Raw genomic sequence first — 20,763 nt, 5'->3', positions numbered from 1 at the left:
CATTCCGGTTTCTGCGCGCCGCCTTGACTTCACCGGCGCTCGCCCGCCTAGCGCAACGGGTTCGCCGTCTTGATGAACCGTTTGCTGGTGCGGATGAACAACCAGACCAGCAGCGACGCCGCGCACAACAGCGCCAGCACCAGTGCCTGCCAGTAGCCGGCGGCGCCGATGCCGGGCAGGCCAGCGACACCGAAGGCCAGCACATAGCCCAACGGGATGCCGACCAGCCAGAATGCCGTCAGGTGGATCAGCATCGGCTGGCGTGTGACCTTGTAGCCGCGCAGGATGCCGCCGGCAACGATCTGGGTCGCATCGGCCAGCTGGAACAGTCCGGCGTACAGCAGCAGCGTGCCGGCCAGCGCCAGCACCGCGGTATCGCTGGTGTACCAGCCGGCGATCTGATGCCGGCCGGCGATGATCAGCAAGGTGCTGACGCTGGCGACGATCAATCCGAGCACCAGGCCGGCGTTGCCGATTTCGCGCGCGCGATGCGGGTTGCCGCCGCCGAGCGCGTGGCCGACGCGGACCGTCAGCGCGGTGCCGAGCGCCGACGGGATCATGAAGGTCAGCGAGCCGATGTTCAGTGCGATCTGATGCGCCGCCACCGACGTCGTCCCCAGCCGGGCCATCAGCAGCGCAACGCCGCCAAACGCGCTGACCTCGACGAAGTACACCACGCCGATCGGCAGGCCGAGCCGCGCCAGTTCGCGCTGACGGCGCCAGTCGATGCGCTGCCAGTGCCGGAACGGGTAGGTCGCGCGGTAGACCGGCGCATAGCGGATCCAGCCGATCATCATCAGCAAGGTTGCCCACATGCAGAATGCCGTGGCCCAGCCGCAGCCGACGCCGCCCATCGCCGGGAAGCCGAAATGACCGTAGATCAGCATCCAGTTGGCCGGGATGTTCAGCGCCAGGCCGATCAGCGAGATCACCATCATCGGTTTGGTCTGACCCAGGCTGGCGCTGTAGCCGTAGAGCACGCGGAACAGCGAAAACGGGATCAGCCCCCAGCTGACGGCAATCAGGAAGCCGTGCGCCTTGGCGGCCACGTCGGGCGGCAGACCGAGGAGCGGAAAGATCGGCGCGGCCACCAGCGCGATCACCCAGCCGATCAGCGCCCAGCACAGGCCCTGGTACAAGGCCTGCTGGACCAGCGCCGGGACGTCGGCCTCGCGGCGTGCGCCGACCGCGTGCGCGATCAGCGGGCTGGCGGCGAGGTTCAGCCCGATCAGTGTGACGATCAGCATGACCCAGATCGATGCGCCGACCGAAACCGCGGCGAGGTCGCCGGCCGAGACGTGGCCGGCCATGACCGCGTCGACGAAGGAGGTGCCGGTCGATGCCAGCTGGCCGATCATGATCGGCCAGGCCAGGGTCCAGGTGGCGCGGGCTTCTTGGCGCAGGTGCAGCATGGGTCTTCCTTGAAAGCCGCTGCGCCGTTCCGGTGGGAAAGGGCTAGCGGCGGGTGCAACGGTACCGGGTGGGCACCTCGTAACACGCGATCAGCGTCGGAAACAGCGCCTGCAGCCGCAGAGCCAAGTGAACGTCGATGCCGCGGATATGCAGCTTCAGACCGTCGCGCCGGCCGGGGTAGCCCAGGTCGTAGACAACGGCGCCGGCACGGATCAGCTCGGCCTCATCGAGCGGGCCATGCGCCTTCAGGCACAGGCTGGGCTCGCCGTGGCCGCGCGATCGGGCGGGTGAGGGACGGACGTGGTTCACGGTGCAGGGTTCGAGACAATCGTACATGCTGGCCTCCAATCGGAATGATGACGGACGGCCGATACGCCTGCTCGGCCGACGCTTTAGCGGCATTTGTACGCGCCCCGCAAGTTGTCGCTTAACTCGGCGCGGCGGATGAGCTGGCATCCGCGACCATAAAAAAACCCGCGTGCACGGCGCGGGTTCGCTCGCACGCTTTAGCCGGATTTATTGGCAGCGCCCGCAAGCTGAGGGGTCAAATCGGCGCTGTATTGAGTGGTCATTCTGGCGAGCGACGCTGCCGTCCGTCAAGTGCCGGGATGATTATTCGGGCTGGCGTGAATCGAGCATCAGCGTGACCGGACCATCGTTGATCAACGACACCTGCATGTCGGCACCGAAGACCCCGGTGGGCACCGGTTTGCCGAGCACCTCGCTCAGCCGGACAACAAAGGCATCGAACAGCGGCTGCGAAATCTCGCCGCGCGCAGCCCGTCCCCAGGACGGGCGGTTGCCCTTGCGGCAGCTGCCATACAGCGTGAACTGCGACACGGCCAGTGCTTCACCGCCGACATCGAGCACCGACCGGTTCATCACCCCCGCATCGTCTTCGAAGATACGCAGATTGGCGAGCTTGTCGGCCATCCAGACGAGATCGGCGTCGGTGTCGGCGTCTTCGATGCCGACCAGCAAGAGCAAGCCGGGGCCGATGCGGCCACAGACGGCATCATCGACCGAAACGTGCGCCTGACTGACGCGTTGCAACAAGACCCGCATGCCGATTCCACTTCGAGACTGAAGCCCGAAATGGTAGCGCCGTCGGGTGGCATTGTCAGCCGGCTAATCGAGATGGCGAACGCGTGCGCTGGCCTGCTGGGCAGCGCTGACAAAACGGCTACGCGCACAAGGCTCGTTCGGATCGTGCGTGGCGTGTAGCTGCATGCGCAGCATCCGGGCGTGATCCGGGTACTGGCGGGCGAGTTTGTCGAGGTCGGCGAGAATGGAGCGCAACAGCGGCGGCTGCGTCGACCCAGGCGTGCGAATCGCCAGCGCCTGACCGTTCAATTGTGCCATTTCGATCCGGAACAGCAGATCGTGCAGGGCGGCGCGGTTGACCTTGCGGGCGACGTACTGCGGAACCGTCGCCGCTATCGTTGCCGCGGTTTCGCGATGGCGCGATGCCCACTCCGACAGCGGTGTTCCAAACAGGGTTTTCAGGCGCTTTAGCAAGGTTGATGCTCGGATATGGCCGATTTATTTGAATGTAATAATTTCTCATTGCGTAAGCAAGTGCTTGACACTACATCGCTGACCACCGGCGGGTGCTGGCAATCAATCCGGTTTTTCACTAAGATCGGAAGCTTGCTCTATCTCACTGTTTTCCTAAGGATTTGATGATGAAACGCGTAGGCCTCGTCGGTTGGCGCGGCATGGTGGGCTCGGTCCTCATGCAGCGTATGCAGGAAGAAAAGGATTTCGACCTGATCGAACCGGTGTTCTTCACTACCTCGCAAGCGGGCAGCGCCGCGCCGAATTTCGGCCGCGATGCAGGCACGCTCAAGGATGCGAAGAACATCGCCGAACTCAAGGCGATGGACATCATCATTTCCTGCCAGGGCGGCGATTACACCACCGAGATCTTCCCGCAGCTGCGCGCGGCAGGCTGGGATGGCTACTGGATCGACGCGGCCAGCACGCTGCGCATGGAAGACGACGCCGTCATCATTCTCGACCCGGTCAACCGCGGCGTGATCGACGCAGCGCTGTCGCGTGGCGTGAAGAACTACATCGGCGGCAACTGTACGAATTCGATCCTGCTGATGGGCGTCGGCGGCCTGTTCCGCGAGGGTCTGGTCGACTGGGTCAGCTCGATGACTTACCAGGCGGCATCGGGTGGCGGCGCCAACCACATGCGCGAACTGCTGAAAGGCATGGGCGTCGTGTACGGCTCGGTGGCCGACGAGCTGGCGACCCCGGCTTCGGCCATCCTCGACATCGACCGCAAGGTCGCGCAGGCGATCCGCTCGGATGTGCCGAGCGAATTCTTCGGTGCGCCGCTCGCCGGTGGTCTGATTCCGTGGATCGACAAGCAGCTCGACAACGGTCAGTCCAAGGAAGAATGGAAGGGCCAGGCCGAGGTCAACAAGATCCTCGGCACCAGCGAAACCGTGCCGGTCGACGGCCTGTGCGTGCGGATCGGCGCGATGCGCTGCCACAGCCTGGCGCTGACGCTGAAGCTGAACAAGGATCTGCCGCTGGCCGACATCGAGGCCATCATCAAGTCGGGCAACGACTGGGTGAAGTGGGTGCCGAACGACCGCGAAGTCACCGTCAAGGAACTGACGCCGGCGGCGATCACCGGCGGGCTGGAAATCGGCGTCGGCCGTGTCCGCAAGCTCAATATGGGCCCGGAATACGTGTCGGCTTTCGTGATCGGCGACCAGCTCCTGTGGGGTGCGGCCGAGCCGCTGCGCCGGATGCTGCGTATTTTGCTCGGCGAATAAGCCGCTGCAATGATCGATAACGGGACGCGTGGCGTCCCGTTTTTATTGGCGACGCGCTCGCCGGAGGATGTGGCATGAAACAGTGGTTGAACAAACTGCTCCGGCGCGGTTTCAGCGCTGCCGCAGCGTCGTCGCGCTTTCCCGCGACCGAACTGATGCCGTCACAACGGCGTGCGTCCGAGGCGGGCAGCCATCCGCTGAAGCATTCGCTGACCTACCGGATCAAGCGCGATGCGCTGATGATCGTCGCCGAGATGAACCGTGGCGCGACGATGGAGAACTGCGAGCTGCTGGCCCGCCAGCTGGCCTTCGTGCAGAAGGAGCTGATCCAGGCGGCCTATCACGACGACAGCCTGCCGAAGGAGCAGCGCGTTGCGCTCGCGAAATACCATGCGCTGAACATCCGTCAGGGCCTGGGCGAACGCCGGACTCAGCCGATGCGCGGCATTGTCGTGCCGCAGGGGGAGCGATGATGGAGGTGCTGGCATATCTGGCCAGGCTTGGCATCGGGCCTGATGGCGACGCGCTGGCGCGGCTGAAGCAGCTGCATCGCGCCCATGTCGAGACGCTGCCGTTCAACAACGTCGACTTGCTGCTCGGCCGCTTGCCCGAGCTTGAGCCGGCGGCCCGTTTCGACAAGGTGATCCGGCGCGGCCGCGGCGGTTATTGTTTCGAGCTGAATGCCAGCTTTGCCGAGCTGCTGCAAGCGCAAGGCTTCGAGGTCCGGTCGGCGATGGGGCGGGTGCTGATCGGCGGCGGTACGCCGCAGACGCGCCAGCGCAGTCATCACCTGCTGTTCGTGCGCATTGGCGACGAGGAGTGGCTGGCCGACGTCGGCTTTGGCGGCGGTGGCCTGATCGAACCGATTCCGCTGCGCACCGGTATGGTGTTCGAGCAGCGGCAGTCGTGTTTCCGGCTGCTTGCCGATGGCGACGACTGGCTGCTGCAAAGCGGCGAGAACGACGACTGGTCCGATCTTTACTGTTTCGATCTGCGGCCGGCGTACCCGATCGATTTTGACGCCGCGAATTTCTACATCGCCCGTTCGCCGCAATCGCTGTTCACCAATCTGCTGCTGGTGACGCGCTATACCGCTGCGGGGCAGCTGGCGTTGGCGGCCTTGCGTTTCGTTCGCAGCGAGCACGGGGCCAAGACGACCGAAACGGTGGCCCATCCGCAGCGCTTGCGCCAGGTGCTCGCCGATGAGTTCGGTCTGGCCGTCGATGAGGCTGAAGCGGCGCTGCTGTTCGACTTCGCCGCCAGTCATCCGTCGCCGTTCTAGCCGGCGACGGTCGCCGTGTCGACGATGTGGCCGATGCGCGGAAAGATGAATTTCAGCGTCGCTTCGTGGGCTTCCTTGCTGGCGGTTTTCATCGCGTCGACGACGAAATACTGCGTGTAGCCGAGCTCGAACGCCTGTCTGGCGGTCGATTCGACGCCGATATTGGTCGCGATGCCGGCGAGCACGATGGTGTCGATGCCGCGGCGGCGCAGTTGCAGGTCAAGATCGGTGCCGAAGAACGCGCCCCACTGGCGTTTGGTCACGATGTAGTCACCGGCCTCGACATTGAGCTGCGAGACCAGTGTGCCCCAGTCGGGCGGGAGCTGGCCCGGCGCGGTCGGTGCATCGCACGATGGCGCCAGCATGTCGCGACCGTCGTGGAAGTCGACGTTGACGAAGGCGATGAAGCCGTCGTGCGCCCGGAATCGCCGCACCAGCCGCGCTGCACGCTTGACCACGGCATTGCCGTCGAAGGCGCGGACGATGCCGCACTGCAGATCGATCAACACCAGCGCGGTGCGCTTGAAATCGAGGTCGAGCATGTCTGGATCCTTTTCAGTGCCTGATGCTGTGTAATGTGTTGAACAACACGGGCGGGCATGCTGCCCGCACCGCGACCGCGCTTGGAACCTATCTCCTTGGTCGGCTACGCCTTTTGCGTCTGTCCGGTGTTGCGGGGTCCAGCTAAGGGCTTAACCTCGGCTCGTCCTCTGGACCACATCTCCTTTCCAGCTCCCCTTGGGGGGACTTCTTTTGTGGCCGCCTCGCTTCGGGCCCGCCGCCGCTTTGGCTCGTCCCCCAACGGGACAGGCGTTTACTCTGCAAGCCGGCGGCGAAACACCCAGCGCTGCGCATCGCTGGCATCGGCGGCGAAGGCATAGCCTTCGAGGTCGAAGCCCAGCAGCGCCTCGGGCTTGGTGACGTGGTGCTGCGCCGCGTAGCGCACCATCAGCCCCCGGGCACGTTTGGCATAGAAGCTGATGACTTTATAGCGCCCGCCCTTGAAATCTTCGAATACCGGCTGGATCAACCGTGCCTTGAGCCGCTTCGGCTTGACCGACTTGAAGTACTCGTCGCTGGCGAGGTTGACGAGCGTGCGGGCGTCGACGGCGTTGACCGCATCGGTAATCGTTTCCCCCCAGAACTGGTACAGATTGCTGCCGGCCGGATTGCCGAGCCGGGTGCCCATTTCCAGCCGATAGGGCTGGATCAGGTCGAACGGCTTCAGCAGGCCGTACAGGCCCGACAGGATGCGCAGGTGTTTGCCCAGATAATCAAATGCGCCGCGCTCGAGCCCATAGGCATCCAGTCCTTCATAGACGTCGCCCTTGAAGGCGAACACCGCCGGACGCGCATTGTGCGGCGTGAACGGCGGCTGCCAGGCCTGAAAACGGCCGGTATTGAGGACGGCAAGCTCGTCGGAGATCGTCATCAGTTGCGACAGCTCGGCCGGCGACTTCTGCCGCAACGCCTCGACCAGCGTTGCGCTGCGGTCGAGGAAGTCGGGGTCGCTGTGGCGCCGTGTCGGCAGGGCGGTGGTGTAGTCCAGCGTCTTGGCCGGCGAAATCAGCATCAGCAACGGCGCATTCCTCAGACGGTGATGTTGGCGTCACGCAGCAGCGCGGCGAGTTCCATCGCGGTCTTGACGTGCATTTTCTCGAGGATGCGCGCGCGGTGGACTTCGACGGTCTTCATCGAGATCGACAGGTCGTCGGCGATCTGCTTGTTCAGCCGGCCGGTGAGGATCAGCTTCATCACTTCGCGCTCGCGCGGCGTCAGCGACTCGAGCCGCGCCTCGACGGCGTTCTTCGCCTGCCACTGGGTGCGCTTGAGCGCGTCGGCGGCGATCGAGCGCTCGACCAGATCGACGATGTCGTTGTCGTTGAACGGTTTCTCGATGAAATCGGTTGCGCCGTCCTTGAGCGCGCCGACGGCCATCGGTACGTCGCCGTGGCCGGTCAGGAAGACCACCGGCGGCAGGTAGGGAAACTCGCGCAGTTTCTGGAACAGCTCGAGCCCGCTCATGCCCGGCATGCGCACGTCGAGCAGCAGGCAGCTGAAGCGGTCGGGCGTGTAGTCGGCCAGCAGCGCCTCGGCGTTCGGGAAGGGCTGCACATCGTGGTTGCGGGTCGAGAACAGCCAGGCGAGCGCGTCGCGCAGGGCGTCATCATCATCGACGATGGCAATGCGGCGGTTAGGGTTCGATGGCATTGGGTTCCTCGCTGAACGGTACGGTAAAGATGAAGCGGCTGCCGCCGCCAGGATTGGCTTCGACCCACATCCGGCCTTGATGGTGCTCGATGATCGAGCGGCAGATATTCAACCCCATGCCCATGCCGGTGTCCTTGGTCGTGAAAAACGGTTTGAACAGTTGTTCGAGCTGCTCCGGCGACAGGCCCGGGCCGCGGTCGGCGATGGTCACGCGCAGGTAGTCGCCGTCGCGCTCGAGCGAAATCGCCAGCGCGCGCCGCGCCGCCGGGGTCACGTCCATGGCTTCGAGCGCGTTCTTGATCAAATTAAAGATCACTTGCTCGAGCATTACCGGGTCGGCGTACAGCGACGGCAGGCCGGTCGATTGCTGCACCGACACGTCGGTGTCGCGGCGGACGATTTCGTGGCCCAGGAGGCCGAGCACGGTGTCGAGCAGCGTGCCGATTTCGCAGCGCTTGCGCGACGGCGCACGCCGCTGCACGAACTCGCGGATGCCGCGGATGATCTGCCCGGCGCGCTTGGCCTGTTCGGCCATCTTGTCGAGCGCCTGCGCCAGCTGTTTCAGGTTCGGGTCGGGGCTGCCGAGGATGTTGCGGCAGCCCGAGGCGTAGCTGGCGATCGCGCCAAGCGGCTGGTTGAGCTCGTGCGCGAGGCTAGACGCCATCTCGCCCATGCTGATCAAGCGGGCGGTCTGCTGCAGCGTTTCGTTCTGGCGCCGCTCGCGTTCGGCGGCGGTTTTCAGCGCGGTGATGTCGGTGGCGATCTCGAGCCAGACCGCCGAGCCGTCGACCCAGACGCTCTGGCGGCTCTTGATCTGGTACCAGCGCTTGCTGAAGCTGTCGTACCACTCGGCATCGACCGGCGGATCGGTACGGCGTTTGACGAAGGGCACGATGCAGCAGCGGCCGCGCCAGTCGGGCAACTGGAAGGCGCGATCGAACTGCAGGTTGGACATCAAGAGTTCGCCGGTTTCGGTGTCCGAGACGGCGACCGCGGCGTCGAGGCCGTTGAGCACGGTGACGAAACGCTCGTGCGACGCCTGCAGCGCCTTGCGCTCGCGCCGCAGCTCGGTGATGTCGTACATCGCGTTCATCCAGCCGATGTGCTTGCCGTCGCCGTCGATCAGCTTGGACGCGTACAGCCGGACGTCGAAACGCTCGCCGCTTTTCTTCATGAAGCGGACCGAGAAACCGTTCGGATCGAGCCGGCCGGCGAGAATGGCGTCACTGGCCGCCATGCAACGCTCGATTTCCTCGGGTGGCCAGTACGGGAACGGCGGGATCAGCCCGCTGAGTTCGTCGGCGCTGTAGCCGGTCATGTCGCAATAGCCGCGGTTGACGTGCAGGATGCGGCCGTCGAGGTCGGTCGCGCGCAAGCCGGTGACCAGCGAGTTTTCCATTGCCAGCCGCAGTGCGGTTTCGCTGCGCAGCTGGCCTTCGGTGACCTCGCGCTTGCGGATGTGCCGGCGCAAGGCCCAGGTCGACGCGAGCATGGCGCCGGCGAGAATGAACAGCAGCCACGGCAGCAGATCGGCGAGCAGCGCGCGCGGCGTGTTGTAGGCGCGCGCGACCAGCGTCAGGCCGAGCGGCGGCCGGTCGAGCCGGATCGTATAGGCTTTGTCGGCGGGGTCGAACTGGCGTTGACTCTTGGTGGCGATGGTCTTGCCGTTCGAGTTCAGCAGCGAGATCTGGTAGCGCTGCCCCAGCCACCAGGGCACCTGATGCTGCAGCAGCACGTCGAGCGCGATCGTCGCGACGATGTAGTTGCCGTGGTCCGGCGTCACCGTCGTGTAGGTTACCAGCGGCTGGCCGTCGACGATTTTCAGCGAGCCCCAGCCGGTGTAGCCGTCGAAGGGCTGGGTATGCCGCGCCTGCGGGGCGGTCCAGCGCGCGCGCGCGCCGCCGTTGTGGATCGCCAGGCCGACGATCTCGGGATTGGTCTGGATCAGCGTCAGGACCCGTGCCTGGAACGGCGGGGCGGTGTAATCCTGGCCCGGCAAGGTCGCGGCCAGTCCCAGCAGCGCCTCGCGGTTGGCTTCGGCCTGCTGCTCGATCGCCTGTTTTTGCCACAGCATGTCCTGCTCGAGCTGGGCCGTGCGCAACTGTTCGGTTTCGCCACGGGTGACCAGCAGGAAGCTGGCGAACAGCAGCGCGAACAGTGCGGCGATCAGCCCGGGCAGCGGTTGCAGCCAGCGGGCGGGGGCATGCGGGAAGCGCACGTCAGGCGTGGACCGCGTTAGCGAGCGGCAGGCCCTTGGCGAAGGCGTCGAGGTTCTCGAACACGGTATCGGCGATATTGGTCAGCGCTTCGTGGGTCAGGTAGCCCTGATGCGAAGTGATCACGACGTTCGGAAACGTCATCAGCCGTGCCAGCACGTCGTCCTGCAACGCGGTGCCCGACAGGTCTTCGAAGAACACGCCTTCCTCGTACTCGTAGACGTCGAGGCCGACGCCGCCGATCTGGCCGCTCTTGAGCGCCTCGACCAGTGCGGCCGAGTCGATCAGTCCGCCACGGCTGGTGTTGACGATGACGGCACCGCGCTTCATCGTTTTCAGCGAATCCGCGTTGATCAGGTAGCGCGTTTCCGGAAACAGCGGCACGTGCAGCGACACGACGTCCGCTTCGCGCAGCAACTGGTCCAGCGGCACGAAGGTGCAGCCGAGCTCGCCGGCGTGCTTGCTGTCGGGCGAACGGTCGAAGGCGAGCACGCGCATGCCGAAGCCGTTGGCGATGCGCATCGCCGCCTGACCGATCTTGCCGGCGCCGATGACGCCGAAAGTGCGGCCGTGCAGATTGAAGCCTTCCAGCCCTTCGAGCGAGAAATTGCCGTCGCGCACGCGGGTGTAGGCGCGGTGCGTCTTGCGCACCAGCGTCAGCAGTAGCGCGAACAGGTGTTCGGCGACCGCCTCGGGCGAATACGCCGGCACCCGGGTCACGGTGATGCCGAGCTGGGTTGCCGCGGTGAGGTCGACGCCGTTGAAGCCGGCGCAGCGCAGTGCGACGTGTTTGACGCCCAGCAGCGCCAGCGCATTCAGCGTCGACGCGTCGAGCGTGTCGTTGACGAAGGGGCAGACTGCATCGAAGCCGGCGGCGAGCGGAACGGTATGGCGATTGAGCCGGTCGCCGAAATAGACCAGCTCGTGGCCGTAGCGGGCGTTGGCCGCATTGAGCGACGTCTCGTCATAGCGTTTGCTGTCGAATACCGCGATCCGCATCGTCTTGATCCAGTCTTGATCTATCTGGTGCCGGCATCGCCGGCGAGGTGGGGCCTTACTGGCCGAAGGGGTTGTAGCTGGCGGCGAGCTCGCGACCGTTCCAGAAGTGGCCGTTCAGCTTTTGCACGAGCACTTCGGCGGCAGCGCTGCTGCAGTCGATCGACACCGAGGCCGCGAGTCGTTCACCCAGTCCTTCGGCAATCGTCACGTCGCCAACGTCGGCAGTCATGCCCAGGTCGGTGAACAGGGTACGAACGTCGTCTTCGCTGGTTTCAGGCGGCAGGTTGCCGATCAGGATCGCAGTCATTGCATGTCTCCTACAATCAGGGATTCTACGGGGAGGGAGGGGGAGGCGTTGTCGCACCACGGTGCGGCGCCGCCGGGGCCAAGGGGGCCAGATAGCCTGGTGCGATGGCTTCCAGCGCCTTGGGCGCCCAGCCTAGCACGGCCGGGAAACCGCCGGCAGCCACGTTGTCGATTTTCATCGCGTCGAGATTGTCGTGGGTCAACGGTGGATCGGGAAGCAGCGCCATCAAGGTTGCTTCGAGCCGGGCGAGCGCGTCGGGCAGCGGCAGCACCGGCCGCGGATGTTGCGACCAGCGGCCGGCGAGCCGGACCAGTTCGGCCAGCGTGTAGACCGTGGGGCCGACCAGATCGAGCCGCCGGTGGATCAGGTCATTGCGCGCCAGCGCGGTAGTAAACGCGCGGCTGACGTCCTCGACCCAGACCGGCTGAAAGCGCGTGCCGGCGCCGGCCAGCGGCAGCAATGGCAGCTTCTGTTGCAGCTTGGCAAACAGCTTGAGGAAGTGATCGTCGCGGCCGAAGACGACCGAGGGGCGGAAAATCGTCCAGTCGAGCCGGCTGGCGGCGACGCAGGCCTCGGCGCGGCCCTTGCTGCGCTGGTACATCGACGGCGCGTCGACATCGGCGCCGAGCGCGCTCATGTGCAGATAGCGTTTGACGCCGGCGGCCTCGCAGGCGGCGACGATCTTCTCGGTCAGCGCGACGTGCGCGTGCTCGAAGCGCGCGGCGTCGCCGTGCAGGATGCCGACCAGGTTGATCACCGCATCCTGATCGCGGACGAGTTCGGCGAGCTGGGCCGGATCGTGGACATCGGCCTCGACCAGCTCGAGCAGCGGCAGAACCAGGAGTGCCACGTGCTGCTCGCGATGCCGTGTTGTCAGTGTCTGCATATGGCCGGCGGCGGCGAGCCGCGCGGCGATGCTGCTGCCGATGAAGCCGGTGCCGCCGATGATCAGGATGCGCATGATGGACCTCAGTTGCTGTCGCCCCCATCGGCGCCGCCGAGGGTGTTGTCCTGAGGTGGCGTCACGAGTTTGCCGGGAATGGCGGCGAGGCGCTGGTGCAACGTGGTGCTGGTACCGAAGCTCGCGCCGTAGTGCTGGGCGTTGGCGAGGACCTTCTTCACGTAGTTCCGCGTTTCGTCGAAGGGGATCGTTTCAATATAGATCGCGGCGTCGAGCGCATCGTCGTTCTGCCAGTTGCGCGCGCGGCCCGGGCCGGCGTTATAGCCGGCGGTGACCAGTACCGGGTGGTCGTCGAGCCGGTCGAGCAGGTAGCGCAGATAGAAGGTGCCCATGCTGACATTGGTCGGGATGTCGGTGACTTCGGAGAGGTCGAAGCGCTTGCGGCCCATCTTGCCGGCGACCCATTTGGCGGTGCCGGGCATCAGCTGCATCAGACCGGCGGCGCCGGCGCTCGAGCGGATGTCGGGGACGAAGCGGCTTTCCTGGCGGATCAGGCCGTAGACCCAGGCCGGATCGAGCCCCTGCTCCTGCGCGGCGCGGGTGACGACATTGCGCCACGGGTAGGGGTAGCGCAGCGTCGGATCGGACAGCGGCTTCAGGCGCTCGGCGGTGTCGATCGAGCGGTCGTACAGGCCGCGGGCGTCGGCGAGCGTCGCGGCGGCGAGCATCTGGCTGTCGTTCATGCCCTTGATCGCCGACGACCATTCGCGCGTGCCTTCGACGCGCCAGTTCTGCGCGTACAGCGCCAGTGCGCGGCGGATGCCCGGGACGTTTTCGATCGCCCGGACTTCGGCCGCCTCGGCCCGCTTGTGCTGCGGCGACGCGCCGGCGACCGGGCCGATTTCCTCGCGCGCCAGCAGGCTGTAGAAGTCGTCGCCATCGGTCAGGCCCAGCAGCAGCGGTTGTGCTTCCGTGCCGCGGCCTTGCGCCTTCAGCGCCTCGGCTTTCCAGTAACGCCAGACCGACAGTTGCAGATCGTCGGCCGGCATCGCGTCGATGCGGCTCAGCACGGTTTTGAAATCACGCACGCGCAGGGCGGCGCGCACCGACCAGAAGCGGCCGGCTTCATCCAGCTCGGCGCTGCCGCCGCGGGCGAACCAGCTGCTGGCATTGTCGTTGTGGTTCTTGGCCGCGATCAGCCCGAGCTGTTGCCAGCCGTAGCGCTGATCGGCTTCCGGCCAGTTGATCGACGCCGACTGGAACAGCTGCGCGGCGCGATCGGCGTCCTTGCGGGCCAGCCGCTGCATTGCGTAGAGCTGCATTTCGCGCGCGGCGCGGCCTTCGGCTGCCGCGTCGAAGACCTTATCCGGCGTGTTGGCGGCGCGCGCCAGCGATTTGGCCGACAGCTCGGCCGGAAAACCCACCCGCGCGGCGAGCTGGCGGGCGAGGTCGCTGCGGTTGGCGTTCAGCACCAGGCGGATGCGAGCCCACGCGTCGTCCTGCGTCAGCACATTGCGGGTGAACAGCGTGTCGAACACCGGGTTGCAGGCATCGGCGAGCGGTTTGGCGCTGAACCACAGCGATTTGGCCTGCGCCAGCGCGGCGACGTCGTTGCGCAGCGCGGCCGATTGGGCGGCGTAGCACTTGAGTTCGACGCTCGGGCTGTCGAGCTTCGGGTATTCGACGTCGTACGAGACCCAGTCCTGCCGCTTGCCGAGTTCCCTGAGCCAGTCGGCGCGCAGCCGTTCGGCCAGCGGCGAGCCTTCGTAGCGGTTGAGGAAGGCGGCGACATCGTCTTCGCTCAGCGTGTTGATCTGCGCAGACAGCAGGTAATAGCGCGGATACATCTCGAGCACTTCGCCGTCGGCATTTTTTGCCAGATGGTTCAGCGTCGCGAGGTCGCGCGAACGCGCCGCGTCGCGCAGCTGGCTCAGGTCGATTTGGGCCTGGGCGCACAGGCTGGCGCCGAGGGTGATCAGGGCAAGGAGCGATTTCATCGTGACTCTATCGGCAGAGAGGCGGAAACGGGCGTGCAGAAAGCGCGCAAGGATGATTCAGATTCTAATCCAAGCCCGGTGAGGGCTGACGTGAATTGTCATCGTCTGCCTTGGGCCGGCCGCGATGGGCTTGGTTGCCGTAGCGCTTCGATTTCGATGAAACGGTATAAATGAACGGATAAATCGATTGAGTGGTTATATGGCGGCATCGGGGGCTGGGACTGTGCGGCCGGGTCACATTGCGTGACGGTTTGCCGCTATCGCCTGCCCGCGCGAGCCGCTCATAGCCCCGACCCGGCGATCAAGGCGCGGATGCCGAGATTGATCGCCGCGCCGCCGAATACCAGATAGCCGAACAGCACGGTGGCCAGCAGCAGCGGTTTCAGCCCGGCCTGGCGGATGGCCGTGGCGCGGGTATCGAGGCCCAGCGCGGCCATCGCCATCGCCAGCAGCACGGTATCGAGCTGGACCAGGCGTTCGACCAGTGCGTGCGGCACCAGCCCGGTCGAGTTCACACCGGCCATGACGATGAACAGCAGCGCAAACCACGGAATGGTGATCCGCGGCTTGTGGCCGTGCTGCGCCTGCGCACCGCGGTCGAACCACACCGAGACGAACAGCAGGAAAGGCGCCAGCATCATCACGCGGATCATCTTGGTGATCACCGCCGTATCGGCCACGGCCGGGCTGATCTGGTTGCCGGCGGCGACGACCTGGGCAACTTCGTGGATCGTCGAGCCGGTGTAGACGCCGAAAGCCTGTGGCGACGTCACCAGCCCGAGCTGCTGGGCCAGCGGGTAGAGCAGCGGATAGACGAACATCGCGATCGTGCCGAAGACGACGACGGTTGATACGGCGATGGTGACCTTGCTCGGCGCGGCCTTGACCACCGGCTCGGCGGCGAGCACGGCGGCGGCACCGCAGATGGCGCTGCCCGAACCGATCAGCAGCGCGGTGGTCCGGTCGAGCTTGAGCCAGCGCGTGCCGAGCTGATAGGCGAGGACCAGCGTGGTCGTCAGCACCAGCGCATCGATCAGGATCGCGCCGACGCCGACGTCGCCGATCTGTTGAAACGTCAGCCGGAAGCCGTAAAGGATGATGCCGAGCCGCAGCAGCCTGGCCTTGGCAAAGCCGACGCCAGCTCCGCAGCTGGGGCCAAGGCGCGGAAACACGGTGTTGCCGAGCAGCATGCCGAAAACGATGGCCAGCGTCAGCGCCGACAGCCCCCATTGCTGCATCAGGGCGAAGTCCGAACTCCAGAGGGCGAGGCCGGCAAGCAGCAGCGTCAGCAGCAATCCGGGAAGCAGTGAGGAAAGCGGGGTGGTTCGGGAGGCGGTGGTCATGTCAGCTTCGTGCTCGTCAATACATATGGGACTAACGATATGCCTATCGGTTATATTTGAATAACGGATAATTTTTGTTCGCTTGATCGGAAAAACCGATGATTCATCTGACCTTGCGGGAACTCGAAGTGTTCGTCGCCACGGCGCAGGCTGGTGGCGTCACGGCGGCGGGACAGGCGCTGAACCTGTCGCAATCGGCGGCCAGCGGGGCGCTGGCCGAACTCGAACGCCGCCTCGGCGTCGTCGTGTTCGACCGGATTGGCCGGCGCGTACAACTGAACGAACACGGCCGCTGGCTGTTGCCGCAGGCCGAGGCGCTGCTGGCGCAGGCACATGCGATCGAGGCGCGCTTTCGCGGCGACGCGCCGGCGCGCTTGCGGCTGGCGGCCAGCTCGACGATCGGCAACCGCGTGTTGCCCGAGCTGCTGGGCGCGCTGCTGGCCGAGGACCCCGACAGCCGTGCCGAGATCGCCATCGGCAATACCCAGGAGGCCATCGCCGCCGTCGCCGAATACCGCGCCGATCTCGGCCTGATCGAAGGCATCAGCCATGACGCGCGCGTCGTCGCCGAACCGTGGCTGGCCGACGAACTCGCCGTCGTCGCGCCGCCCGGGCATGGCTGGATCGGTGCCGAGGTGACGCCGACGATGCTGGCCGGTGCGCAGTGGGTGCTGCGCGAACAGGGTTCGGGCACGCGCGAAGTGCTCGAGGCCGCGCTGGCGCCGCTGATCGGCAGCCCCAGGGTCGCGCTCGAGCTGGGAACCAGCGAGGCGGTCAAGGGCGCGGTGCGCGCCGGGCTGGGGCTGGCCTGTCTGTCGCGCCGCACCGTGGCGATCGAGCTGATGCGGGGCGAGCTGATCGCGCTGACAACGCCGGCGCTGCAGCTGACCCGCCGCTTTTACCTGATTCGCGCTCGCGACAAGGTGCTGACGCAGGGTGCGCAGCGCCTGCTGACGCTCTGCCGGGCACAATTGCAGCGCGAACGGCAGGTGGCCGGCTCGCCGGGGGCAGCCAAATACAAGTAGAATCAGCAGGTTTCAGAACCGGAAACCGGATCATCCGGCCAAGACCGACATGCTGACCTTTCAGGAAATCCTTCTCACGCTGCAGAACTACTGGGCTCGCCAGGGCTGCGCGTTGCTGCAACCGTACGACCTCGAAGTCGGCGCGGGCACCTTCCACACCGCGACCTTCCTGCGCTCGCTCGGCCCCGAGCCGTGGAACGCCGCCTATGTGCAGCCGTCGCGCCGCCCCAAGGACGGCCGTTACGGCGAGAACCCGAACCGGCTGCAGCACTACTACCAGTTCCAGGTCGCGCTGAAGCCGAACCCGGACAACATCCTCGATCTCTACCTCGGTTCGCTGAAGGAACTCGGCATCGATCCGACCGTGCACGACATCCGCTTCGTCGAGGACGACTGGGAAAGCCCGACGCTGGGTGCCTGGGGCCTCGGCTGGGAAGTGTGGCTGAACGGCATGGAAGTGACCCAGTTCACCTACTTCCAGCAGGTTGGCGGCCTCGATTGCAAGCCGGTGCTCGGCGAGATCACCTACGGCGTCGAACGGCTGGCGATGTATCTGCAGGGCGTCGAGAACGTCTATGACCTCGTCTGGACCGTCTACCCGAATGGCCAGAAGGTCACCTACGGCGACATCTACCACCAGAACGAGGTCGAGCAGTCGACCTACAACTTCGAATACGCCAATGTCGAACTGCTGTTCAAGCTGTTCAACGATTTCGAAGGCGAGGCCAAGCGGCTGATCGAAGCCGGCCTGGCGCTGCCGGGCTACGAAATGGTGATGAAGTGCTCGCACACCTTCAACCTGCTCGACGCCCGCGGTGCGATCTCGGTGACCGAACGCGCCGCCTATATCGGCCGCGTGCGCACGCTGTCGCGGATGGTCGCGCAGGCCTACTACGACAGCCGCGAAGCGCTCGGCTTCCCGATGTGCAACCCGGCCTGACGCGATGAAAGCGGTCGCCGCGCTCTGCCTGCCCCTGCTGCTCGCCGCCTGCGGCGACTTCGAGGACGGCACGCGCGGCCCGCAACCGGTGCCGGGCAGCAGCGCCGACTGGCGCAATTACGGGCAGCCCGAAGGGATGGTCGTCGACGTCGACGTCAATTCGATTTCGCACCGCGACCGCGCCGGCAGCACCGAATACACCTATGTGTGGATGCGCCAGACCTTCGCCGAAGACCAGATCGACGGCGAATCGAAGGGGCGTTACCGGATCAAGTACGCGCGCCAGGCCATCGACTGCCCGAGCGGGCGGATGGCCGGCATTGCGGTATCGCTGCGCACCTTGGATGGCGACGAAATCGCCCGTTACGACGTTCCCGGCTTCCAGTGGGAATTCGCTGCACCCGAGCTTGAGAGCTACGGCGCCGATTTCGTGCGTCAGGTCTGCAAGATGATGGCCGACAAGGCCCAGAACAAAGAGTGATCGTCATGTCCCAAACCCTGTTGATCGAACTGTTTACCGAAGAGCTGCCGCCGAAGGCGCTCAAAAAGCTGGGCGACGCGTTCGCCCGGTCGATTTTCGACGAACTCGCCAAGCTCGGCTTCGTCGCCAAGGACGGTGATTGCCACCCGTTCGCCAGCCCGCGCCGTCTGGCGGTGACGATTCCGAACGTGCTCGCGGTCCAGCCCGAGCAGCAGATCGAACGTCGCGGCCCGGCGGTCGCGTCCGGCTACAAGGATGGCCAGCCGACGCCGGCGCTGGCCGGTTTCGCCCGCTCGTGTGGCGTCGAGATCGCCGCGCTCGAGCAAGGCTCGGACGGCAAGCAGGACGTGTTCATCTTCCGTAGCGTCAAGGCCGGTGAAACGCTGGCCAACGTACTCTCGAACCTGATCGAAGCCACACTGAAAAAGCTGCCAGCGCCGAAAACGATGCGCTGGGGCGACCGCGACGGTCAGTTCATCCGTCCGGTTCACGGTCTGGTCGTGCTGCACGGCAGCGACGTGATCCCGGCCAAGGTGCTGCACCTCGAATCGGGCCGCAGCAGTCAGGGCCACCGCTTCCTGTCCAAGGGCGCGGTCGAACTGGCGAGCGCCGACGAATACGCGAAGAAGATGTACGAAGAAGGCAAGGTCGTTGCCAGCTTTGCCGCGCGCCACGAGCTGGTCGTCGATCGCCTCAAGGCGGCGGCCGCCAAGCTGAACGCGACCATCGCCGCCGATGACGCACTGTTCGACGAAGTCACCGCGCTGGTCGAATGGCCGGTGGTGCTTGAGGCCGGTTTCGAGGCCGAATTCCTCAAGGTGCCGCAGGAATGCCTGATTCTGACGATGCAGCAGAACCAGAAGTATTTCCCGCTGCTCGACCAGAACGGCAAGTTGATGAACCGCTTCCTGCTGGTGTCTAACCTCGAAGCGGCCGATCCGAGCCACATCATCACCGGCAACGAGCGCGTGCTGCGCGCGCGGCTGTCGGACGCGCAGTTCTTCTATGCGCAGGATCAGAAGAAGAAACTCGAATCGCGCGTCGAAGGGCTGCGCAGCGTGGTGTACCACAACAAGATCGGCACCCAGTACGAGCGCGTCGAACGCCTCGCCAAGCTGGCCGGCGAAATCGGCCCGGTCCTCGGCGCCAGCGCCGCAGACTGCCAGCGCGCCGCGAAGCTCGCCAAGGCCGACCTCGTGTCGGACATGGTCGGCGAGTTCCCGGAACTGCAGGGCACCATGGGCCGCTACTACGCGCAGATCGACGGCGAAAACGCCGCGGTCGCTGACGCGATCGAGCAGCATTACCGGCCGCGTTTTGCCGGCGATGCGTTGCCCGAAGGTCCGGTCGCGCAGGCCGTGGCGCTGGCTGACAAGCTCGAAGCCATCGTCGGCATCTACGGCATCGGCCTGATCCCGACCGGCGACAAGGACCCGTTCGCATTGCGCCGTGCCGCGCTTGGCGTACTGCGCCAGTTGCTGGTGCTGCCGCTCGACCTGAAGTCGCTGCTAACCGCGACCGCCGCCGCCTTCCCGGCCGGCGTGATCAAGGACGGCACGATCGCCGGCGTGCAGGGCTTCATGCTCGACCGCCTGAAGAACTTCCTGGCCGCCGACTATCCGGCCGCCGACATCGACGCTGTGCTGGCGCTGAATCCGGAGCGTTTCGACGACGTGGTCAAGCGCCTCGACGCGGTCGCCGCGTTCAAGCTGCTGCCCGAATCAAACGCACTGGCCGCCGCCAACAAGCGCATCCGCAACATCCTCAAGAAGGTCGACACCGTGCTGCCGGCGCTGAACCCGGCGCTGTTCGACGGCGAGGCCGAAAAGGCGCTGTTCGCGGCCTACGAAGCGGTCGTGCCGCAAGCCGAAGCCGCGCTGGCCAAGCAGGACTTTACCGGTGCGCTGACGACGCTGGCCGCGCTGAAGGCGCCGGTCGACGCGTTCTTCGACGGCGTGATGGTGATGGCCGACGACCTCGCGGTGCGTGGCAACCGTCTGGCGCTGCTGTCGGCGCTGGCCGGGCTGATGAACCGCGTTGCGGAGCTGTCGCTGCTTGCCGATTAAGCGCCGATTGAATGCAGGGGGCGATCATGCCGCCCTGCCATGGATGCCCGCAGCGGAGGGGCCTATGAAGCTGTTGATTCTGGACCGGGATGGCGTGATCAACCACGACAGCCCGGACTACATCAAGTCGCCGGACGAATGGATACCCATCGACGGCAGCCTCGACGCGATCGGTGCGCTGACGCGCGCCGGCTGGACGCTGGTCGTTGCGACCAACCAGAGCGGCATCGGCCGTGGCTACTACGACGTGGCGACGCTGAACCGCATCCACGCCAAGATGCACCGGCTGGTCCATGACGCCGGCGGCGAAATCGACGCGATCTTCTTCTGCCCGCACGTGTCCGAAGCGCAATGCCGTTGCCGCAAGCCGGCGCCTGGCATGGTGCTCGACATCGCCAAGCGCTTCCATGTGTCGCCGACCGAGCTGTGGATGGTCGGTGACAGCCAGCGTGACCTCGAAGCGATTGCCGCCGCCGGCGGCAAGCCGCTGCTGGTGCGCACCGGCAACGGCAAGAAGACCGAGGGCAAGAACAGTCTGCCGCCGGGAACGCGGGTGTTCGATGATCTGGCGGCCGTGGCCGACTGGCTCCAGCGCCTCGGCTAGGTCCCTGCTCCGTCAGCTGGCTGCGCCTTCGCATCTCGCGCCCGTACGATGCTCGACATCCTCATGGCCCATATGGCCATTCCGGTGCCTGCGCTTCGGTCGGACGCGACCTGCTTCGGCTCGCTCAGCTGCCGAAACAGGTACCGGCGGCGCGCTGTATTTTTTTGAAACCATCATGACTTTCGA

The 20,763-nt window shown here is 65.6% G+C and carries 21 protein-coding genes; 8 read left to right on the top strand and 13 right to left on the bottom strand.

Annotated features, from left to right (window positions below; genetic code table 11):
• Positions 1-47 precede the first annotated feature (47 nt).
• From R0382_RS03605 to R0382_RS03590, 4 genes are all read right to left on the bottom strand, one after another.
• Positions 48-1,412 carry an MATE family efflux transporter gene (locus tag R0382_RS03605; protein ID WP_432722391.1) on the bottom strand — a complete coding sequence of 455 codons (1,365 nt, stop codon included), beginning with the start codon at positions 1,410-1,412 and terminating at the stop codon, positions 48-50.
• 43 nt (positions 1,413-1,455) lie between these two features.
• On the bottom strand, positions 1,456-1,749 hold the full coding sequence (locus tag R0382_RS03600; protein WP_432722390.1) for a hypothetical protein: 294 nt from the start codon (positions 1,747-1,749) through the stop codon (positions 1,456-1,458).
• Between the two features lie 276 nt (positions 1,750-2,025).
• Positions 2,026-2,478: a D-aminoacyl-tRNA deacylase gene (gene dtd, locus R0382_RS03595; RefSeq protein ID WP_432722388.1), complete on the bottom strand. Its 453-nt coding sequence runs from the start codon at positions 2,476-2,478 to the stop codon at positions 2,026-2,028.
• Between the two features lie 63 nt (positions 2,479-2,541).
• Positions 2,542-2,931 (bottom strand): hypothetical protein, encoded by a 390-nt coding sequence (locus tag R0382_RS03590; RefSeq protein WP_432722386.1) that lies wholly within the window; start codon positions 2,929-2,931, stop codon positions 2,542-2,544.
• Between the two features lie 167 nt (positions 2,932-3,098).
• On the opposite strand from R0382_RS03590, the gene asd reads away from it, so the two are divergent.
• The 3 genes from asd (at position 3,099) to R0382_RS03575 (ending at position 5,487) form a co-directional block, all read left to right on the top strand.
• Positions 3,099-4,205: an aspartate-semialdehyde dehydrogenase gene (gene asd / locus R0382_RS03585; protein WP_432722385.1), complete on the top strand. Its 1,107-nt coding sequence runs from the start codon at positions 3,099-3,101 to the stop codon at positions 4,203-4,205.
• Positions 4,206-4,279: 74 nt separating this feature from the next.
• Positions 4,280-4,678, top strand: coding sequence for a hypothetical protein (locus R0382_RS03580; RefSeq protein WP_432722384.1), 399 nt, complete (start codon positions 4,280-4,282; stop codon positions 4,676-4,678).
• Positions 4,678-5,487 (top strand): arylamine N-acetyltransferase family protein, encoded by an 810-nt coding sequence (locus tag R0382_RS03575; protein WP_432722382.1) that lies wholly within the window; start codon positions 4,678-4,680, stop codon positions 5,485-5,487. Before R0382_RS03580 ends, R0382_RS03575 begins: the two co-directional genes overlap by 1 nt.
• Here the strand turns inward: R0382_RS03575 and R0382_RS03570 are convergent.
• The 9 genes from R0382_RS03570 to R0382_RS03530 form a co-directional block, all read right to left on the bottom strand.
• Entirely contained in the window at positions 5,484-6,029 is a 546-nt protein-coding gene (locus R0382_RS03570; protein WP_432722380.1) for an isochorismatase family protein, read from the bottom strand. The genes R0382_RS03575 and R0382_RS03570 overlap by 4 nt on opposite strands.
• 272 nt (positions 6,030-6,301) lie before the next feature.
• Positions 6,302-7,066: a peroxide stress protein YaaA gene (gene yaaA, locus R0382_RS03565; RefSeq protein ID WP_432722379.1), complete on the bottom strand. Its 765-nt coding sequence runs from the start codon at positions 7,064-7,066 to the stop codon at positions 6,302-6,304.
• Positions 7,067-7,077: 11 nt separating this feature from the next.
• Positions 7,078-7,698 (bottom strand): response regulator transcription factor, encoded by a 621-nt coding sequence (locus R0382_RS03560; RefSeq protein WP_203537999.1) that lies wholly within the window; start codon positions 7,696-7,698, stop codon positions 7,078-7,080.
• Positions 7,682-9,916, bottom strand: a complete 2,235-nt coding sequence (locus R0382_RS03555) for a PAS domain-containing sensor histidine kinase (protein WP_432722377.1) — start codon at positions 9,914-9,916, stop codon at positions 7,682-7,684. The genes R0382_RS03560 and R0382_RS03555 overlap by 17 nt, the downstream gene beginning before the upstream one ends.
• Position 9,917: 1 nt before the next feature.
• Positions 9,918-10,913: a 2-hydroxyacid dehydrogenase gene (locus tag R0382_RS03550; RefSeq protein WP_432722376.1), complete on the bottom strand. Its 996-nt coding sequence runs from the start codon at positions 10,911-10,913 to the stop codon at positions 9,918-9,920.
• A gap of 55 nt (positions 10,914-10,968) precedes the next feature.
• Entirely contained in the window at positions 10,969-11,220 is a 252-nt protein-coding gene (locus R0382_RS03545; protein ID WP_432722374.1) for an RNA recognition motif domain-containing protein, read from the bottom strand.
• Positions 11,221-11,245: 25 nt separating this feature from the next.
• Positions 11,246-12,181, bottom strand: coding sequence for a complex I NDUFA9 subunit family protein (locus R0382_RS03540; protein WP_432722372.1), 936 nt, complete (start codon positions 12,179-12,181; stop codon positions 11,246-11,248).
• A gap of 8 nt (positions 12,182-12,189) precedes the next feature.
• The gene (locus R0382_RS03535) at positions 12,190-14,118 is read right to left on the bottom strand and encodes a transglycosylase SLT domain-containing protein (RefSeq protein WP_432722370.1); all 1,929 of its coding nucleotides are present in this window, start codon (positions 14,116-14,118) and stop codon (positions 12,190-12,192) included.
• 281 nt (positions 14,119-14,399) lie between these two features.
• Entirely contained in the window at positions 14,400-15,461 is a 1,062-nt protein-coding gene (locus tag R0382_RS03530; protein ID WP_432722369.1) for a YeiH family protein, read from the bottom strand.
• A 98-nt stretch (positions 15,462-15,559) separates the two neighbouring features.
• Here R0382_RS03530 and R0382_RS03525 point away from each other — a divergent pair, with 98 nt between their 5' ends.
• From R0382_RS03525 to gmhB, 5 genes are all read left to right on the top strand, one after another.
• Positions 15,560-16,486 (top strand): LysR family transcriptional regulator, encoded by a 927-nt coding sequence (locus R0382_RS03525; RefSeq protein ID WP_432722367.1) that lies wholly within the window; start codon positions 15,560-15,562, stop codon positions 16,484-16,486.
• Positions 16,487-16,535: 49 nt separating this feature from the next.
• On the top strand, positions 16,536-17,426 hold the full coding sequence (gene glyQ / locus R0382_RS03520; RefSeq protein WP_432722365.1) for a glycine--tRNA ligase subunit alpha: 891 nt from the start codon (positions 16,536-16,538) through the stop codon (positions 17,424-17,426).
• A 4-nt stretch (positions 17,427-17,430) separates the two neighbouring features.
• Positions 17,431-17,907, top strand: coding sequence for a hypothetical protein (locus R0382_RS03515; protein WP_432722363.1), 477 nt, complete (start codon positions 17,431-17,433; stop codon positions 17,905-17,907).
• 5 nt (positions 17,908-17,912) lie between these two features.
• Positions 17,913-19,973: a glycine--tRNA ligase subunit beta gene (glyS, locus tag R0382_RS03510; RefSeq protein WP_432722362.1), complete on the top strand. Its 2,061-nt coding sequence runs from the start codon at positions 17,913-17,915 to the stop codon at positions 19,971-19,973.
• Between the two features lie 64 nt (positions 19,974-20,037).
• The gene (gmhB, locus tag R0382_RS03505) at positions 20,038-20,577 is read left to right on the top strand and encodes a D-glycero-beta-D-manno-heptose 1,7-bisphosphate 7-phosphatase (RefSeq protein ID WP_432722360.1); all 540 of its coding nucleotides are present in this window, start codon (positions 20,038-20,040) and stop codon (positions 20,575-20,577) included.
• Positions 20,578-20,763: the final 186 nt, after the last annotated feature.

The organism is Jeongeupia wiesaeckerbachi (assembly GCF_050916355.1).
Lineage (GTDB): Bacteria > Pseudomonadota > Gammaproteobacteria > Burkholderiales > Chitinibacteraceae > Jeongeupia > Jeongeupia wiesaeckerbachi.
This window is presented reverse-complemented; position numbering and strand designations above follow the sequence as displayed.